The sequence below is a fragment of the Paenibacillus sp. UASWS1643 genome, assembly GCF_008693195.1.
Lineage (GTDB): Bacteria > Bacillota > Bacilli > Paenibacillales > Paenibacillaceae > Paenibacillus > Paenibacillus amylolyticus_B.
Window position 1 is genome coordinate 380557 of the sequence record NZ_VXKZ01000115.1, and the last position, 17762, is coordinate 398318.

The 17762-nt window shown below is 39.5% G+C and carries 16 protein-coding genes and 3 pseudogenes; 7 read left to right on the forward strand and 12 right to left on the reverse strand.

Features of this window, described 5'->3' with window-relative positions; genetic code table 11:
- Positions 1–79: 79 nt before the first annotated feature.
- The 7 genes from FE296_RS26320 to FE296_RS26340 all read right to left on the reverse strand — a co-directional run bounded on the left by FE296_RS26320 (position 80) and on the right by FE296_RS26340 (position 4326).
- Positions 80–850, reverse strand: coding sequence for an SDR family NAD(P)-dependent oxidoreductase (locus tag FE296_RS26320; protein WP_150366904.1), 771 nt, complete (start codon positions 848–850; stop codon positions 80–82).
- Positions 851–1334: 484 nt separating this feature from the next.
- On the reverse strand, positions 1335–1586 hold the full coding sequence (locus tag FE296_RS34110; RefSeq protein ID WP_150366906.1) for a leucine-rich repeat domain-containing protein: 252 nt from the start codon (positions 1584–1586) through the stop codon (positions 1335–1337).
- 358 nt (positions 1587–1944) lie between these two features.
- On the reverse strand, positions 1945–2502 hold the full coding sequence (locus FE296_RS33975) for a Gfo/Idh/MocA family protein (RefSeq protein WP_317889431.1): 558 nt from the start codon (positions 2500–2502) through the stop codon (positions 1945–1947).
- Positions 2397–2975 carry a Gfo/Idh/MocA family protein gene (locus FE296_RS33980; protein WP_317889432.1) on the reverse strand — a complete coding sequence of 193 codons (579 nt, stop codon included), beginning with the start codon at positions 2973–2975 and terminating at the stop codon, positions 2397–2399. Before FE296_RS33980 ends, FE296_RS33975 begins: the two co-directional genes overlap by 106 nt.
- A 4-nt stretch (positions 2976–2979) precedes the next feature.
- Positions 2980–3246, reverse strand: coding sequence for a Gfo/Idh/MocA family oxidoreductase (locus FE296_RS34115; protein ID WP_411860603.1), 267 nt, complete (start codon positions 3244–3246; stop codon positions 2980–2982).
- Complete coding sequence (locus FE296_RS26335) at positions 3161–3649, reverse strand: hypothetical protein (RefSeq protein ID WP_150366907.1); 489 nt, start codon at positions 3647–3649, stop codon at positions 3161–3163. The genes FE296_RS34115 and FE296_RS26335 overlap by 86 nt, the downstream gene beginning before the upstream one ends.
- 434 nt (positions 3650–4083) lie before the next feature.
- Complete coding sequence (locus FE296_RS26340; protein ID WP_150366909.1) at positions 4084–4326, reverse strand: hypothetical protein; 243 nt, start codon at positions 4324–4326, stop codon at positions 4084–4086.
- A 362-nt stretch (positions 4327–4688) separates the two neighbouring features.
- On the opposite strand from FE296_RS26340, the gene FE296_RS26345 reads away from it, so the two are divergent.
- The 3 genes and pseudogenes from FE296_RS26345 to FE296_RS26355 all read left to right on the forward strand — a co-directional run bounded on the left by FE296_RS26345 (position 4689) and on the right by FE296_RS26355 (position 7557).
- Entirely contained in the window at positions 4689–6308 is a 1620-nt protein-coding gene (locus FE296_RS26345) for a putative polysaccharide biosynthesis protein (RefSeq protein WP_190945565.1), read from the forward strand.
- A gap of 258 nt (positions 6309–6566) precedes the next feature.
- Positions 6567–7119, forward strand: a pseudogene (locus FE296_RS34220) (IS30 family transposase); the annotation flags it as partial.
- 120 nt (positions 7120–7239) lie between these two features.
- Entirely contained in the window at positions 7240–7557 is a 318-nt protein-coding gene (locus FE296_RS26355) for a hypothetical protein (protein ID WP_150366913.1), read from the forward strand.
- Positions 7558–8032: 475 nt separating this feature from the next.
- On the opposite strand, the pseudogene FE296_RS26360 reads toward FE296_RS26355, so the two are convergent.
- The 3 genes and pseudogenes from FE296_RS26360 to FE296_RS34125 form a co-directional block, all read right to left on the reverse strand.
- Positions 8033–8233, reverse strand: a pseudogene (locus FE296_RS26360) (AraC family transcriptional regulator); the annotation flags it as partial.
- A gap of 325 nt (positions 8234–8558) precedes the next feature.
- A pseudogene (locus tag FE296_RS26365) lies at positions 8559–9242 on the reverse strand (tyrosine-type recombinase/integrase); the annotation flags it as partial.
- Positions 9243–9245: 3 nt separating this feature from the next.
- Positions 9246–9692: a hypothetical protein gene (locus tag FE296_RS34125; RefSeq protein WP_411860604.1), complete on the reverse strand. Its 447-nt coding sequence runs from the start codon at positions 9690–9692 to the stop codon at positions 9246–9248.
- A 163-nt stretch (positions 9693–9855) separates the two neighbouring features.
- On the opposite strand from FE296_RS34125, the gene FE296_RS33025 reads away from it, so the two are divergent.
- Positions 9856–10272, forward strand: coding sequence for a helix-turn-helix domain-containing protein (locus FE296_RS33025; RefSeq protein WP_190945569.1), 417 nt, complete (start codon positions 9856–9858; stop codon positions 10270–10272).
- 42 nt (positions 10273–10314) lie between these two features.
- On the opposite strand, the gene FE296_RS26375 is transcribed toward FE296_RS33025, so the two are convergent.
- Together FE296_RS26375 and FE296_RS26380 are read right to left on the reverse strand one after the other, a co-directional pair.
- A complete protein-coding gene (locus FE296_RS26375; protein WP_150366915.1) occupies positions 10315–12141 on the reverse strand; it encodes a sensor histidine kinase in 1827 nt (608 codons plus the stop codon).
- Positions 12138–13718: a response regulator transcription factor gene (locus tag FE296_RS26380; protein WP_150366917.1), complete on the reverse strand. Its 1581-nt coding sequence runs from the start codon at positions 13716–13718 to the stop codon at positions 12138–12140. Before FE296_RS26380 ends, FE296_RS26375 begins: the two co-directional genes overlap by 4 nt.
- A 158-nt stretch (positions 13719–13876) precedes the next feature.
- Between FE296_RS26380 and FE296_RS26385 the strand changes: the two genes are divergently transcribed.
- The 3 genes from FE296_RS26385 to FE296_RS26395 are packed head-to-tail and all read left to right on the forward strand — an operon-like array spanning position 13877 to position 17290.
- Entirely contained in the window at positions 13877–14797 is a 921-nt protein-coding gene (locus FE296_RS26385) for an ABC transporter permease (RefSeq protein ID WP_411860605.1), read from the forward strand.
- Between the two features lie 15 nt (positions 14798–14812).
- A complete protein-coding gene (locus FE296_RS26390; RefSeq protein WP_223869036.1) occupies positions 14813–15709 on the forward strand; it encodes a carbohydrate ABC transporter permease in 897 nt (298 codons plus the stop codon).
- A gap of 48 nt (positions 15710–15757) precedes the next feature.
- Positions 15758–17290, forward strand: a complete 1533-nt coding sequence (locus tag FE296_RS26395; RefSeq protein WP_150366920.1) for an ABC transporter substrate-binding protein — start codon at positions 15758–15760, stop codon at positions 17288–17290.
- Positions 17291–17762 lie beyond the last annotated feature (472 nt).

The window sequence follows — 17762 nt, forward strand, 5'->3', positions numbered from 1 at the left end:
ATCTTGCATTTATCTAAAAAGCCGCTAATCCATCAGGAATTAGCGGTTCTTTTCAATGAATTTCACTCTATTCAAGTATCTATGCATGAATGTTGACGCCGCCATCCACATTTAGTGTTTGCCCGGTTATGTGCCTGGAATCTTCACTTGCTAGAAACAGTGCTACTGGTGCAATATCCTCATACGGTGCTCCAAATCTCCGTAGAGAGGTTTGCTCGAAGCCTAACTTGGTTGGATCACGTTCCTCTTCAGGTAAAAGATCGAGGTACGCTTGTATACCATCTGTGATTGCTCCTGGATTTATCACATTTACATTGATATTATCAGGACCCCATTCACGGGCAGCTACCCTGGAGAGACCACGGATTGCTTCCTTAATAGCTGCATAAGCTGCATATCCTTCCTGGCCTTGATCACCGCTTCCCGATCCAAAATTAATCACTTTACCGCCTTTTTCTTTAAGATAAGGGTAACACAGCTTCATAAAGTTCCATGTTGATACGAGCCCCGTCTGGTAACTTATATCAAGTGTTTCTCTCGTGTGGTCCAGGAATGAATGAGGCGTTTTAATAGCGATAGCCAAATTAACCAAAATATCTACCGTCTGATAATGTTCTACCGTAGCAGAAACAAATTCGTTTGACTGGTCAAGATCGGAAGCATCAAAGGCGTTTGCAAATACGGAGGCGCCTTTGCTTTTACATAATTCAGTTGTTTCTTTCAGCCTTTCTGTATTGATATCGCATAAGGAGAGTAAGGCCCCTTCCTCCGCGAAGCGAACTGCAATATGCTTACCTAACCCCCCGCCTGCCCCTGTAATAATGGCAACTTTTCCAGCTAGTTTTCCCATTCTCTCTTCTCCTCCTCTTCTTCCTAACACATTTATTTAACGTGGGTAAAGCAGCTTGTAAGTCAGCTAGATCAACAAGATTTATAATACGGTTTAATTTTATTCACTTTCGTAATAAGAAAATATGTATTTTTAAAGATTTTTATAATAATGAATAGGATATTTATTTTTTATCACCATCTCTTAGAAACGTCATTGAACTCTCCTTTCACCACCGTCATATCCAAAACAAGCTTAATCTCCGGAATATCCGAATCTTGGATTGGTAACACATGGGTGTTTGCGAACAAAAAGTTATCATGGTACCTTTGACATCAATTATTGCTTTGAACATAGACTAATCCCCCTTATAAGGACACCCAAAATTTGGTTAGGCCTATCGTAACAAAATATAATCGCCAAAAACATAAACGGTAATTCATTGGACTTATTGATCACTTGAATCGCCTCCAGTGCGAGTAGATCCGCTGAACAATGCTGACTGTTAGCTTACAACTTTATTTTCGATGTTAGATGATACATTCAGAGTAACCAGGACAGCTGATTTAGACAAGGGAGCAAGATCTTTGATGTTATTATTCGCAGCTTCGAGTCTCCTAAGCTTAAACAATCCTGCTGCTAGCGGCTTTAGATCAGTGATCTTGTTGGAACTTATAGACAACGTACTCAGATTGACTAGTCCCGCTAGCGGTGAAAGATCATTAATTTGGTTGCTAGCTAGAGATAAATCTGTCATCTTCGTTAACTTCCTGAGGGGCCTAATTAATGCAAGAAACAGGTAATCCAGATCTCTCTGAATTGCCTGCTTCTTGTCTAGCAATTAGTATTGAAAAGGGATATTAATCTCTTCTTTAAGCATCGCTATCATTGTTGCAAGCATTGGCGCTTTTCTTAATCTCATTCATGTCTCAAGAATAGGATAATTTTGACTACATATCAATATAGACTGGTTTATAGCCATCTGGACAAAATGTTCCCTTCATTTTATAACCAAGCTGAATTCGAGTTAATCCAGATAAGGAGTACAATTAGTGCTCTCACTCTCCAAAGATCCAAAAAGGTTATCCATTGTGGGTCTAACATTTAGGGAGTTATCAGTATATTGATTGTCCGTGCAACGCTCCATGTTCTCTTTCCTTCTTCATCGCCACTTTGCCTTTTCTCTGGATCGATTCGTACGCGGCTAAGGCAATGGAAGTAGCGCGCAAACCATCTTCTCCGGACACGGGAACATCTCTTTTAGCTACAAGTGCGTCCACAAAATCCTGAAGCATGTAATAATTCATACGCTCTCCCCAGTAGCTCCATTTTGATTTAACCTCCAAATCGCTGTACACCTCATTCGTCTGTGCAAAAGCATCCATATGTATGACGCCTTCCGTACCAATGATATCTAGCTTCACATCTCCCCAGAACGGATAGCTCCGGTTTCTCGACCAGCTTGTATCAATAAAAGCAATCATTCCCTGATCGAATTCGATATGCACCATGCCCGAATCTTCCACTTTGAGATCGTGAAACAAGTCCCCTTTTTCCGCATATACCGCTATCGGTTCACTGTTAAACAACCACCGAAGCAGATCAGCGACATGAACCGTATGATCCAAGATTGCTCCACCGCCGGATTGAGCGGGTTCCACATACCAACCCATTGGTGCTGTTCCGCGATATATCCCTTAACCGCAACTACTTGGCCGATATCTCCTCGTTCAAGCGCCCTTTTCGTCTCCATTACAGCAGGCAAATACCGACACGGGAATGCAGTCATCAGTTGTACCCCATATTTGGAACAGAGCTCGATCATAATCTTCATTTCATCCATGCCTACACCTAGTGGTTTTTCACATAGAACATGCTTGCCCGCACGAGCACTTTCCATGACCATGCTCGCATGATTTACGTTCTCTGAACATACTATCACGGCATCAATCTCAGGAAGCTTTAGCATGTTGCGATAATCCTCGTAATAGGAGAGATGCCCATGTTCAATAAGGCTCTGGACCCGCTCCCTGTTCTCATCAGCGATGGCAACAACCTCCGCATTTTCAATCGCCGCAAGCTCCTGATAGTAGCTGAAGGCATGAGAGTGAGCGAAGCTAATCATGCCAATACGCAGTCGTTTCATTCGATTAACCCCCCTTTTCCTCAAAACCCAACATGTTTACAGGCAGCCCGCTATGAGCAGATTCGAGTGCAGCCCGTGCGATCTTGGACGCTATACAAGCATCCTGGAGTGTGACCTCGGGCTGAGATCCTGACTGGATACATTGGATGAAATGAGACAATTCACGGTCATAGGCAGTTTCAAACTCAGGACTTTTGCGTAAAACGATAGGCGCATACTCCTTGCCTGGGTCTGCTCCTGTTGTTGAAATGCCCTCTCGGTGCCGGCCCACTTCTACTAGATCGTACTGGAGGTGGCTCAGGCAGCGGAGCATTGTAAGCAGGTAATTCACTTTCCAAAAAGGGGATTTTCTCTTTTTTCGTAGGTTCTGATTTCGGAGTCTCTAATGTTTGTTGGGTATTTTCAGAGGCGTTCTCCTTCTCAAAATCAATGATAGTAAACGTGGGTTGTTCTTCGTCTGTCCTCTCAGTATCGTCTTCTTCTTTCATATCAAAGGGGTTAATCTCTTCGGGTTCTTGAATTGATACAGGAACGGGTTGAACAGGGAGTGAATGGGTTCCTCCTCTATTCACAAGGTTTTTCAAATCCACTTTCTTAGTTAGTAGTTTGACCTTAAGTTCATATAGCTTCTCCTTTATATCGTTCCAGCGGATCTCGGCCTTTTCTAATTTCATATTCAGATCAAAATTAAAATCTTCCCAAAAGTACGTTCGATTTATAGGAGGCTTCAGACTCTTTACTGCTTTGACATAGATATAAGAAAGAAAGAAAGAGCATACCAACTAAGCAAATTAAACTAAAAATGGATGGTAATATGGATGTAGAACCAGGTGAGATCCTATCAATTAAACGAGTAACTATACTGCCGAGCATCCAATCAAAAGCAAAGATACACCCGTATAAAGATAGATAGCTTATTTTGTTCGTGTTACGAAAGAAAATGATATGTCCAGTTAGTCCTAATAACCAAAACAACAAAGGCATACCGAATCCTAAGCGGTACAAACTCATAAACAATGCCATCAGCCCTATGAGGGAGATGAAAAAAACGGTAGGTATGTACAGCTTAATTACAATAGGAAGATATTTCGCGATGGCCTTCACGACATTACCCTCCTTGTACTTGGTCAGGCAAGAAATTGACGATCAATTCTTTGCCTTCAACTTCTGCAAGGTGAATAAGTGGAATAAAGTATTTTGATGCACTCAGAATTTCTTGAATTAGTAGTCTGCTTAACATATCTTGTCCATTCGTCGAAAGATTGCTAATCTGCGTAGCGAGTTCTTCACTATTCACAAATGAGAACACTTTCTGCAGAGAAACATTTGGATCTAAGCCCGTCTGACTCAAGTCTGTTCCTCCTTTCTAAAAAAAATAAAAAATAGCGTGCATGAAGACAAATCGTAATTTGTCTTCAGCACGCCGTTTCTACGGTAGTGTAAGTGTTATTCATAAAAAACAATGTATTCTATTCCTCTGAAATTAGTATATTATGATTTACATAAATTTCGCAATAATAGATTTGGTAGAGTGGGTGTGTAATAGTAGTAGTTGTGTTGTGTGTGGTTGGGTCACTGCCTCCAGAGGACACTATTGGTGGCTGATCTAGCATGTTCAAGAACCATGAAACATTTATTTAATACTCAAATACTCAGTAAAATTATGTTAAACTTATAGTAATAAATTTTACAATGATTGGAAGAGGGTTCAGGATGTCCAGAAGTTCTTTATTAAGAAACTCTGTAATATTAATTATTGCAGCTGCAGTAGCAAGATTTTTAGGTGTTTTTCAACGTATTCCACTTGTTTATCTGTTAGGAAATACTGGGATGAGTAGTTATGCTATCGCTTTTAATCTTTATTCTACTCTTCTCGTGATAGCTACCGCTGGAATACCTACGATCCTAAGTAAAGTAATTTCTAGCAAAATAGCTGATAATTCAGAAGAAGAAGCTCATACCATTTATCACAGGGCCCTGTTTTTCTCAGTGATAAGTGGTCTATTTATGTGTTGTCTCTTATATTTTATTGCACCAATCTATGCACGGATATCTGGAGATTTAGATGCAGTTTTTTCTATAAGAGCTATTGCACCTGCTTTATTATTTTTTCCAGCAGTAGCTGTCATGAGAGGCTACTCATTGGGGAATCAAAATGCTATGCCCAATGGTATCAGCCAAATAGTTGAACAAGTTGTAAGACTGATTATTTCAATACTTTTAGCATACTTATTAATTGGTTATGGTTTGATATGGGCAAGTGCAGGTGCATCATTTGGCGGGGTAGCAGGTGGATTGGCAGCACTCTTAACTCTAATTTATTGTTTCAAGAGGAATAAACACCTTAAAACCAAGAAAAAAATTGTGTATTCGTTTGGTGGATTGTTGAATTTTTTTAAAAGCTCATTAAGTACAGCAATTTGGCTAATAAAAATTTCCTTACCAAATGTAATCTTCTCTATGACAGTTACACTAATTTATAATATTGATACTTCTTCGATTATACCTTTATTAAAAGATAAGTTTACATTAAATGAAGCTAAGGAGTTAATAGGTATATTAGGTGGCCAAGCGCAATCATTAGCCGGAATACCAATTATTATTTCTGTAGCATTTAGTCAATCTATTGTTCCAGTACTATCTGCACTTTATATTAAAAAGAATATAAATGAATTAAAAACAGAAGCATCCAAGTCATTGCGTTTGGGACTTCTAGCTGGATTGCCGGTTGTTTTAGGTATATGTTTTGCTAGTTCCCCTCTTGTTGGTTTTTTATTTAATTACGGGGGAACTGAATTCGGTAAGACATACTCTTCTAATATGGTAATAATGATAACGATAAGCTCTCTCTTTCAAATCTTAATGCAAACTAGCGGCGGTATTCTAATTGGAATTGAAAAATCAAAATATCTAATTATTAGTTTTTTAATAGGTGTATCGAGTAAGGTTGTATTAAACTATATTTTATCCGATTACTTTGGTATCTATGGTATTAACGTATCAACAATTATATGTTTTCTTCTTATGTTTTTGTTTAATCTTTCAATAATCAATAAGGTTGTTACATTAAATATACTAGGCTTAAAATGGTTCAATCTAATTCTGTCAACTTCTATTGTTGTATTATTGTCTCTAGGTTTAAACAAATTTGTAGTAAAGAGTTTAAATCTTTTTTCGTATGAAAAGATCAACAATCTACTAGAAGTTGTCTTTATAATGGCATTTGTGTGTGTTTTATACATATCACTTTTAGTAACTTTCAAGTTACTACCTTATAAAGATGTGTTGAATGCCGTGAGCAGATTTAAAAGAAAAACAAGAAAAAATTCATAGATATAGTAAGCTAAGCTTTTTTTAAATTCCGTCGCGGGTTCAACCAGCGACGGATTTGGTTTTTTTTATAAGAATCTTTTATTTTATGATTAGAGTGTTAAATAGAGGGCTTGGCCTGATGTGAGTAAGCTACTAAATTTATCTTATAACGGATTGTAATATGAAGTGCGACAACTATTGTAACCATAAAATGCTCATGGACTGATTCGTGTAGAATGAAAGTTACCACACCAGCATTCACACAAGGAGAATCAGTCCATCAGTTGTTTACATCATAGCGTAATCGAACGCAGCAAGCTAGAGATCCTCCACAGACAAAGTAAAAGTTCAAGAGCCTTTGCAAAAGAACTGGGAAGGCACTCGTCCCCGATTTGCCGTGAACTAGATCGTGCTACTGCATCGCATCCCTAACAGGCAGAACATGCTCAGAACGCTTATGAGAAGCGTGGTAAAGCCTCTGTCTCATCAGGTAAATGATCAAAAACTTAGCTGCTTCGTTGGAAGAAAAACTGGAGGTGACGTGGTCTCCGGAACAGATCACTCAACGCTTCCGTACCGAAGGCCAGCCAGCGTTGTATCCTTTAAAACGATCTATCGCTGGAATTTACGCAGGTCGACTCTCTCAAGGCACGTTACAGGTTCTTTGGCACAAAAGGAAGCATTAGAAACCCGTAGAACTCGCTGTAAATTCACCATTGGCAGATCAATTTCAGATCGCCCACAGGAGGTTCGTTCTCGTGAAACGTTTGGGAACTGGATGCAGTTGAATCAGGGGCGCGGGAAAAGTAAAGGATGCGTACATCAAATACTACATATAATAACATAGATCCTCTTTTTCAAAGATAGAGGATACTTTCACTAATTTATTTACAATGTAATAAAGATCTTCGTTTGACAAGTCTAACATTTTAAGAAAGAGAGGGATGAATGTATGGCAATTTTATCAACCGGACCGATTGAAAATCGTCCGGTAGGTGGAGTCAGACCTACCCAACAAGTGACGGTTAATTTTGTTAATCGAGATTCAGCCAATTCTTCCAGTGTTTTAGTACAGGGATATTTCTTAAACGGGACTAGAACATTGTATGTACTAGAAGTAGTATCATTGACTCCCAATGAAGTAGAGACGAGAAATTATTTTGCCAATTTTGATGGATTTCAATTTGTTTATACAACAAGTGGTCCAGCAGAAGAAAGTACTGAAATTTCAGTTTGGGGAAAAAATGCATCTGAACATAGACTCATTTAAAGTTAACTGACTTGTTTCTCCTAATAAAGTGATACTGCCAGATCCTTTGACAGAGAAGAATTCGCCTTCTGGTGTCATTGTGAGCTGAAGGTTAATATCATTATTATTAGTGAGCATTGTTCTCAGAAATGTTCTCTGATTGTCAATTGTCTCTCTATTCAATTGTTGGTTTAGATCGCTTTTGAAATCATCAGGGAGAGCATCTACATACTCCTCATTTGCATTCATGGTAATTTCGCCATTACTTTGAACTTTCGTTCCAGTTCAAGAAACTCCTTCTTCTTCAACAAAAATCCTCCTAGAAAAAAATTAACGCCATGTAAAGTGTTGAGATAGAATATGTATTCACTCTTTTTATCCAGAATCTTTTAAAAAGACGTGATGAAGAATTTAACATATCAACTAATTACAATTAAAACGTAATTAATACCAAAACAGATGATTTACCCCATTTTATTCATTGTAAATCCGTTCCCGCTAACTCCTGCGCTGCAAGCGTAAGATGCCTATTCCTCACGTACTGAGTTACGGTCACACCGGTTACTACATGAAACATGCGCTGAAAATGATATTTTGAACTCATTACTGACCTAGCACTGTCCTCAATCTCAATCGGCAAGTGCAGATGTTGTTCCACATAATCAAAGGATTGGCGAAGCAACTTAAGCATCTCCAAGATCTCGCATCTCCTTTCTTGTTGTTCCATAACATGGGGATATTTTCATGTATTATGGTACTTAATGAGGTTTTAAGTGTATCTGCTTAATATTTAGATATACATCTAATCGGCAATCGGACTATGTTCTTGTCCATTCCGGCAATCGGTACAAGTTCTTGTCCTTGGCTTGGGACAAGAACTTGTACCGATAAAATAAAAAAGCCGCTAAAATTGCGACTTCAATGGGAACATGTTCTTGTCCCTCGACAATTCTCCAGTCTGGTAGGCAACTTTATGTGTCATTCTCCAGCCTGGTAGGCAACTTTATGTCACTCCCTCCGGATTATTTATCCATGTTGTTTACAGCGCTTCTCATTTGATCATCTGTTAAGTGAGTATAAATCATTGTAGTTTGTATTGAAGAATGTCCTAATTGATTCTTTAATTTTGGGACATCATTATTCTCAATATGATAACGTGTGGCAAATGAATGCCTCAAAGAATGAACCGTCAAAGCCGGCTTACCAAAGGCTGTTGCATATTTCTCAACAAGTTTTTCTATAGAACGTTGTGTTAAACGTCTATTTTTACCTTTGCGTCCTACAGGTGCTGCAATAAACAAAAATCTTTCATTTTTTTCTGGGGTATATCTTGTTTCCCTTATCTGCAGGTAATTCTCAATATCTAGGGATGCTTGGCTGCTAAAGTAAACATATTGCTCTTTCCCCCCTTTTCGGACTACTCTTACTGATGATTTCGTCAGATCTAAATCCTCAAGATTGATTCCGCAAACTTCTGATAATCTAAGCCCTGATCCTAAGATTAATGAAATTATTGCCGTATCTCGTTCACGATTAAACTGATGGAAATGCATGATACGTTTGTTTGTTTTGTTTAATTCGCCATAATCGTATGCTACAAACACTCTAAAAGCTTCAAAATCATTTTCTCTCAGTATTTTTCCTTCCATACGATTCGCGATCGTTTCTTGACTTTCTTTTACTGCATTTAAGTCCATTTTAGCCAGGTTCTAAAAGTTTAATCTCTTAACATATGCTTCAACTGATTTCTGTAATGCTTTCTTTTCAAAAATATCGGGAGTGTTCCTTCTGACCTGAATCGCAACTGATTGAGGTGTATAAGACGCCATAGTAAAAATATTACGTTTGACAGTTTCATGTTGATATGGGCAAACGTATTTATCAGCTGACACTTCTTCATCTTCAGAATAGTGATATTCGATTGAACTAGATGAACTTTTCTCAGCAACAAAATTGTATTTCAAAGCTACTATTGGAAAAGAAAGATCTCTCATTGCAATTACTTCTTTCCAAGAAGGCGTGCTAATTTCCTTACTTCTCTTCCCTGCTATCTTCAGCCAGGCGTTAAAAAAATTTACGCTGAATTGAATAACTAAATTCCCCGAGATTTGTCCATATGCATACGCGTATGTTTTTTGGAAAAAATCTCTTTTCAAAAAGGAATATTTTTATGCCGAAAATTCCCTAAGGAAAATCAATATATATGAGGATTCTTCATTAATAATTGACGCAATTGAAGGGGGACTTTATCCAGAAGTTGCTTATACCGTTAGTGATCTTCATATCGAGCGTATTGAGGATCTGCATGAATATAATAAAGTGGTCTCTGCCATCGGCGCTGCATTAATAGACTTTGTAGATCGGGTATACGAAAGTAAACACAAACACCTTTCCAGATCTATTGCGACTTGCCAGGAGTTTATTTTCAATCACTTATATGAAAGTATACCCCTAGCCGTTCTATCGGATCTTGTAGGTTTGCATGAAAACTATTTGTCCCAATTGTTCAAGAAAGAAACGGGTGTGACCATCACCCAATTCATTCAACAAGAAAAGGTAGATGAAGCGAAGAAACTTCTGGAGCTGACCTCTGAACCCAAAACTGCCATCGCCACGAAACTCAACTTCTATGATCAGAACCACTTCATCAAAATTTTCAAGCGCTATACCGGTCTGACACCGAAAAAATACCGAAATAAGAATAAGTTTGATGCTTTATCCTTTAGTAAATCTTAGATTAAGCCTGAATTTTAAATTGCATGCGTAGAATACAAATTCTTAGGATTGGTTCCCGTTCTCATTCGATTGATGTTGCAGTTTCTGCATAGGTATACGGATGATAACCTCGGTACCTAATCCGGGCTTACTATGGAACGTAAGTCCATAACTTGTACCATAAAAAAGATGAATTCGCTCATTAATGTTTCGCAGACCGTATCCACTGCCTTTCGTTTGATTGTGGAGATCGCTAGTGAGTAATTTGGATACGGTATCCGGAGACATGCCTTCACCATCATCTGATACAATTATCTCAATATTGCCTTTGATAAGACCGCCCCTTATTCGAATCGTACCGGCTTCTTCATCTGTGCACAATATTCCATGGATGATGGCGTTCTCTACAATAGGCTGTAGTGTGATTTTTAAAATGCCACACTCCATAATTGCTTCATCCACCTGAATATCCAGCTGGATTTTACTTGCGTATCGTGCGCTCTGTATTTGCATATAACTGCTGACATGAAGAAGTTCATCACGGATGGAAATGATCGTATTGCCGCCGCTTAGGCTTAGTTTGTAGAACTTTGAGAGCGAGGTCACAACCTGTCCTATCTCGTCGGTCATTCCGCTGCGTGCCATCCATTTCATCAAATCAAGTGTATTGTATAAAAAATGAGGATTGATTTGCGCCTGGAGCGCTTTTAACTCTGCACTCTTGATTTCTTGACCAGAGCGAAACTGTTCTTCTAACAATCCCCCAATTTTATGAACCATATAATTATAATTCTCGATTAACTCCCCGAACTCATCCCTGGACGGGGGTAGTGAGAGTGCTACGACGTTGCCTTCTTGTACATTTCGCATTTTACGCATGATCTGAGTTAGGCGTGATGTCATATAATTTGATATCAAAATGGATAGGAGCAAAGCGATTAAGCCAATAACGATGAGCAAAAGAACTGAGTTTTTTAGCATGGCCTTGCTTTCAGCGGCAATTTCTTCTAACGGTATTACTGTAACCATATACCAATCGGTTCCGGGAATCATTTTGCTCTGTAGATACACTTCAGACTTCTTCAATTTAACAAAATGAGGGTCCCTCTTAGAAGAATGAATTACCTGATCCTGATCAATGTTATATTCCTGTTGGAGCGAGAGATTAGAACTTGCAACAAGTTCCCCATTGGAATTTTGAATATATGTCAAACTATTCTGAATGGGTGCGGCATTGTTTAAAATATCAGTGACCATGTTGAGCGGAATATCCAATCGGATAACGCCAAGTAATTCCGAATAATCATTGGGGTTACGAAATGGCCGGAGAACCGCCAAAAATTCATTTTTATTTGCCTCGGAATCTGTAAAGTAAGAGTTTGGTGCCCACAAAATCCCTTTGCCACTCTCCATCAATCGCTTGAACCAGTAAGTCTGACGTGCTTTCTCCAGACTGAAGAGGTTAATGTTCTCGTCTGAATAGAACAATTCCTCATTAACGAATAATTTGACGTTTTGAATATTACTATGGTCTTCCAAGGAAGATAAGAATGGCTTCAAATCCAGAAAATCTCTGTACTGTATGAAGAAATCATCAGTGCTTCCTTCGGATGTCATCACATCGGTAAGCATTTTCTCTGATATAAGAATATCGCTCGCTGTGCGAATTTGTTGAAATTTGAAGGAAAGAAAAGAGAATGACTGGTCAAAGTTTCGCTCCACAGAAAATGAAGTCCTATTTAAAAACTGCTTATACTGTTGCTCAGAAGACAGATAGAAATAACCGCCGAGCGGAAGTATGATCAGCGTAAAGAAGGAAAGGATCAGTTTATTTCTAAGCTTGAGATCGGAGAAAAATTGGAAAAACCGTGCTTTCTCCTTCATTTTCATCCTCCAAGCCCCTCCCTGTATTCAGATGGATTGCACCCGGTCAATTTACGAAAACATTTGGCAAAATAGTCTCCATTGTTATATCCCACGCTCAACGATACATTAGCCACCTTGCGCGAGGGGTCACGCAATAGCTCCTTCGCTTTATCAATCCGATAATTCGTAACATACTGATTAATTGTTTGGCCAGTCTCCTGTTTAAAGCGGTTGCAAAGATAGGAAGTCGTAAGCATCGTATGAGTACTTATTTTACTGATCGATAGATGAATGTCCGAGTAATGGTCATGAACATATTGAAGAATTCCGTTAACAATTCCACTATAAGGAGATTGCTCCATAATTGATGACGAATAGTGCTCCACCTTCATGGCGATAAAATCTTTCAACTCGCTCAAGGTTTCTAATTCATGCATCATGTTCCATATCGATCCCGAGCTATCCGTATTATCGAAGAGGTGGATATTTCGTTCTCCCGACACACGAATCAATGTCATCACAAGCTGGAAATACATTTCTTTTACATAATTGACCATGGTGTTTTTATGCTGCTTGATATCAAAGGTGAGACTGGAAATAAGCCGAAGCGCTTGCTCAATTTCCTGCTTGGAGAGATGTTCCCCGAACACTGTCACCAAGTGAGGATCAATGTAATACGCAGGTGTTTGATTCTCGTGATACCCGTAAACGGAATAATTGTTATAAAACATATGCTGCAAGACTATTACTGCTGTACTATAGGATTTTTCAGTAGCCGACAGCCCTATGACGGTTTTGCCAGAAGCAATGAATACCATCTCCTTGTCTGGCAGGATATCCAATAAGTTCGAGGCAAATCGGTCAGCAGCATCCTGGAGTTCATCCAGATTGCCTGAGACGACGTAAAGGTGTATGACGATATGATAGTCGTCCTTCACAGCCGCAATCCCTGTAGTACTGGATTCAGTCAGCAAACCAGAGACCAAACCATAAATGTTTTCTACGTTCAATTCCACGCGTTGTGGATTCAGCATGTTTTTCTTACGAACCTTCACCAATAAAGTTTGCAAACGCATTCTGGCTGGAAAAGTATATCCAGCCATCTCTACCAACTCACTGATCCGCTCTTTGTCACATATAGGTTTCGTAATCGCTAGCGCGAGTTCACTCGAAATGAGTGGTTTAGCAGACAGCATCATGTTCGTTTCTGTTTTGACAGTCTGTCCCGTGGAACGAGTCTGTAACACTGCCAACTGGAGTGCATCTTGCAATTCATTTAATTCTATGGGTTTCTCAACATATGAAACCGCTCTTAGTTTTATTGCCGATTTCAGATATTGTTTGTCAGAGAACCCGCTCATGAAAATAATCTGGCAGCTCGGATTGATTTCCCGATAAGCCGTGGCAAGCTCGATTCCGTCCATTTTCGGCATTCGTACGTCGGTTAACAGAAGCTCGGGAAGCTCTTGGCGTGCGACATCTAACGCTTTACTTCCATTGCTCGCTTGCAATACCATATTGACGCCGAACTGGTCCCAGTGAATTGCTCCGATTATCCCCTGAAGCGTAAATGGATCATCATCCGCTATTAGAATCTTCATTTTGAAATGACCTCCCTATCATAGGACTTTTTTTATTTCTGATCCTACAATATATTTGGCTAGATTACAATTCTGTCGGGTTATATTGATGATGTAATGCTGTCAAACTAACGATAGCGCTTTCATGAACATTACAAAAAGAATAGGAGGTTTCAACAGTGAAACGTGAATCGTTGCTGCAACATCTGATCAAGAATCGACTATTGGTATTAATGGCTTTACCGGCCGTGGTCTTCTTTTTCATTTTCAACTATTTACCCATTGCCGGATTGGTTATTGCGTTTAAACAATACAACTACCAAGATGGTATCTTTGGAAGCCCGTGGGTAGGATTAGACAATTTTCGATTCTTCTTCATTTCAGGTAAGGCATTACTTGTGACGACTAATACGTTCTTGTACAACATTGCATTTATTATCGTCAACAACATTTTGGAGATTATACTTGCAATCGCGCTTGTAGAATTATCAGGTAAATGGTTCCGCAAGATTACGCAATCGATGCTGTTTCTACCTTATTTCGTGTCCTGGGTAACCGTGGGGTTACTGGTCTACGGTTTTGCTGATTTTGATTCGGGTATCATTAATGGGTTCATGCGATCCAATGGATCCGAGCCCATCGATATCTACAATACTCCGGATTACTGGCCGTTCCTGATTATCCTTGTCAGTGCATGGAAGTCTGTAGGATACGGCATGATCTATTACTTGGCTGCCATTATGGGCGTGGATAAGGAAATTTACGAAGCTGCACAGATTGATGGTGCGAATATTTTCCGCCGGATATGGCATTTGACCCTGCCCTTTCTTACGCCAACCATCGTCATCCTGGTGCTTCTTGCCATTGGGAATATCTTCAGAGGTGATTTTGGCTTGTTCTATCAGTTGGTACAGAATAACGGTGTTCTATATGATAAAACAGATGTTATCGATACTTTTGTTTTCCGTTCTTTGCTCTCAACAAGGGAGGAAGGTATGGCAGCTGCCGCTGGTTTCTACCAATCCATTTTGTGCTTTGTCACCATCATGATTGCGAATTATGCGGTCAAGAAATATAACAAAGATTACTCTCTGTTCTAGAAAGGAGCTATCAACTTGAGAAAACCAACTGCAGATATCGTAATTTTTAATGTTCTCTCTTATCTATTACTTAGTGTTTTTGCAATCCTGTGCTTCGTGCCATTTGTAATGGTCCTATCTTCATCTTTAACCGATGAACAGGAGATAATACGTAATGGTTATACTCTGTTTCCGACTTCTTTCTCTCTAAAGGCATATGAAGTAGCCCTTGAAAATCCGATGGTTATTCTTAGAGCTTACGGAGTTACGATGCTAGTTACAGTAGTTGGTACCATAGCCAGTGTATTCTTAATGGCTATGACGGCTTATGTCATTCATAAACGTACGTTTCGTATAGCGAACGGACTGTCCTTCTATTTCTTCTTTACTACACTTTTTAATGCAGGTTTGGTTCCTTGGTATATCCTAATCATGAAATATCTAAATTTGAAAGACAATCTGCTCGTACTCATTATCCCTTCTCTCTTCAGTGTTTTTTATGTCATTGTAATGAAAGCGTTTATGCGTGGAGTACCTGAAGCACTTAGTGAATCCGCATATATGGATGGTGCTAACGAATTCCGCATATTCACTTCTATTATTCTTCCTGTCTGCAAGCCGGTACTTGCTACGGTAACGTTATTCGTTGCCTTGCAATACTGGAACGACTGGTATCTGTCCATGCTGTTTATATCAGATGAGAATCTGCGACCGTTGCAATTACTTCTCTATAATTTAGTCACTAACTCAGAAGAACTTCGAAAAATCTCGGCGTTATCCGGTGGAGGGGCTTCCGTTGACATGAGTAATATGCCACAAAACTCTCTCAAAATGGCTGTCACGATGATTTCGCTAGGCCCTATTTTATTCCTGTATCCCTTTATACAGCGGTATTTTGTGAAAGGGCTGACTTTAGGTGCTGTGAAAGGTTAATTTCGGTATAATGCCGATTTAACATATAATACTTATAGGAGGGTCAACATGAAAAACAAACGGAACAAGTGGTCTATCACTCTGGCAATTATGATAATCAGTGCTTTAGTTTTGTCGGCATGCAGCAATTCAGAAAATAGCTCATCTCAGTCCAACAAGGGAGAGAACGCCGACGGGGATCAGGTCACTCTTAAGATGATTCTCCTCGGGGATAAACCAACTGATGCTGATCTTGTCTATCAGGAATTAAGCAAAATGGCGCAAAAAGATATTAATGCCAAAATTGAAGTGACGAACTTTACATGGGGCGAATGGTCAAATAAATATTCTCTTCTCTTCTCTGCCGGTGAGGATTTTGACCTGATTTACGCTTCGAATTGGACAGGATATCAAAGTTTCGCAAGTAAGAGTGGATTTCTGGAATTAACCGAAGAGCTTTTGTCCAAGAATGCGCCGATTACGTGGGAGAAAACACCTAAGGATGCTTGGGAACAAGCTAAAGTTAACGGAAAAGTTTACGCTGTACCTCAGGCAGTACAGGAGAATGGGGCAATCGGGTTCTTGCTGCGCGGAGATTTAAGGGAAAAATATAATGTGCCGCCGGTTAAAGACATGGCTGGTCTGGATGCCTACTTAACGGCAATTGCAAAGAACGACCAAGGAATTACTCCTTTTGCTTATCATCAAGGAACGGAAGGTTTCATCCGAACCTTATTTGATCCGAATCTGGAAGCACCTGACAACCTAAGTGTGTCATCCAACAGTGCCCTGACTTTAAACGTATATAGTAAAGAAGGAATGCAAGCTAAGAGGACCTTCGAGACGGAAGGATACAAAAACTTTGCGAACACTATGTTCCGCTGGCAAAAAGAGGGCATTCTCTCGAAGAACGCCTTGTCACAAAAAGAAAAATCCTCTGAGTTGTTTGAAGCAGGAAAATCGGCAGTTCAGGTTTCGTCACTTGATCAAATTTCAAATACAGCTGTAGCCATTGAAAAAAAACATCCAGAATGGAAGGCTGAGATATTCATTCCCGAAATGACGGCTGTCCCTTCTGGTTACATGCAAAATGGAGTAGCAATAAACGCTCGTTCCAAAAATCCTGAACTTGCGCTTCAATTCCTGGATCTGCTTAAGTGGAATAAAGACTACTCAGATTTAACCTGGTATGGAATTAAGGGTAAACATTGGGAGCCTGTCGGGGACGACCGATTTAAAGAACTTGCAGATTCTTCAAATTATCCGCCGGGAGCCAATGACCCATGGGGATGGCGCGGCCCTAACGAAAGATGGAGCGTCGAATCACCTGACGAAATCGTTAAAGAACTAAGAGATTATCGGAAAATTGAACACAAATACCCATATGGATATAACTTTATTTACAGTGACGCTAATGTGAAGAACGAAAATGCAGCCATTCAGAATCTCGCTGAACAATACATGAATCCGGCCAGCGTTGGCCTAATCGATTATGAAACCGCTTATGCGAGATTTGAGTCGGCTGCCAAAAAAGCCGGTCTGGAAACAACCATAAAGGATCTGCAGGCCCAGATTGACGCATACAAGGCGAACAATCCTTAAGTAGAAAAATCAGCCGTATTGCTTCCAACTGGGAAGCAATACGGCTGATTTTGTATTTCGTTCGTTTCCCCCACGTGTGAAAACCATCGCCACGTCTTGGCATTAGTTGGATTTCTAAAGTCACTTCTGTATTCAACTTGTTAAACATTTCTATATCTTTCATAACTTTTCCGTCTCTGATAAGTATGAATGAATAATTCTATCTTCAAATCTGAGTAGAATTTTAACCAAAAAAACTGGACCTTCAATTGCTAGATCGTGTCTAACATTTGAAGATTCAGTTCAGTTGATTAGTTCTCTGAGTTATCGTTTTCCGTTATTTGAACGTTTAGGCAATCTTTCAGATCTATGCTTTTTCATATCTATAGCTTTAATTGTAAATTTGACCTTCTGCGCAATTTACAATCGAACCTGATAATAACTTTCCATTCGTCATGGCAAAAATGACTGCATCTGCTACTTCATCTGCAGT

Coding starts and splice junctions, on each gene's coding strand:
- FE296_RS26320 (WP_150366904.1), bottom strand. CDS start 850: ATGGGAAAACTAGCTGGAAAAGTTGCCATTATTACAGGGGCAGGCGGG.
- FE296_RS34110 (WP_150366906.1), bottom strand. CDS start 1,586: ATGACAGATTTATCTCTAGCTAGCAACCAAATTAATGATCTTTCACCG.
- FE296_RS33975 (WP_317889431.1), bottom strand. CDS start 2,502: ATGGGTTGGTATGTGGAACCCGCTCAATCCGGCGGTGGAGCAATCTTG.
- FE296_RS33980 (WP_317889432.1), bottom strand. CDS start 2,975: ATGAAACGACTGCGTATTGGCATGATTAGCTTCGCTCACTCTCATGCC.
- FE296_RS26335 (WP_150366907.1), bottom strand. CDS start 3,649: ATGAAATTAGAAAAGGCCGAGATCCGCTGGAACGATATAAAGGAGAAG.
- FE296_RS26345 (WP_190945565.1), top strand. CDS start 4,689: ATGTCCAGAAGTTCTTTATTAAGAAACTCTGTAATATTAATTATTGCA.
- FE296_RS26355 (WP_150366913.1), top strand. CDS start 7,240: ATGGCAATTTTATCAACCGGACCGATTGAAAATCGTCCGGTAGGTGGA.
- FE296_RS26375 (WP_150366915.1), bottom strand. CDS start 12,141: ATGAAAATGAAGGAGAAAGCACGGTTTTTCCAATTTTTCTCCGATCTC.
- FE296_RS26380 (WP_150366917.1), bottom strand. CDS start 13,718: ATGAAGATTCTAATAGCGGATGATGATCCATTTACGCTTCAGGGGATA.
- FE296_RS26395 (WP_150366920.1), top strand. CDS start 15,758: ATGAAAAACAAACGGAACAAGTGGTCTATCACTCTGGCAATTATGATA.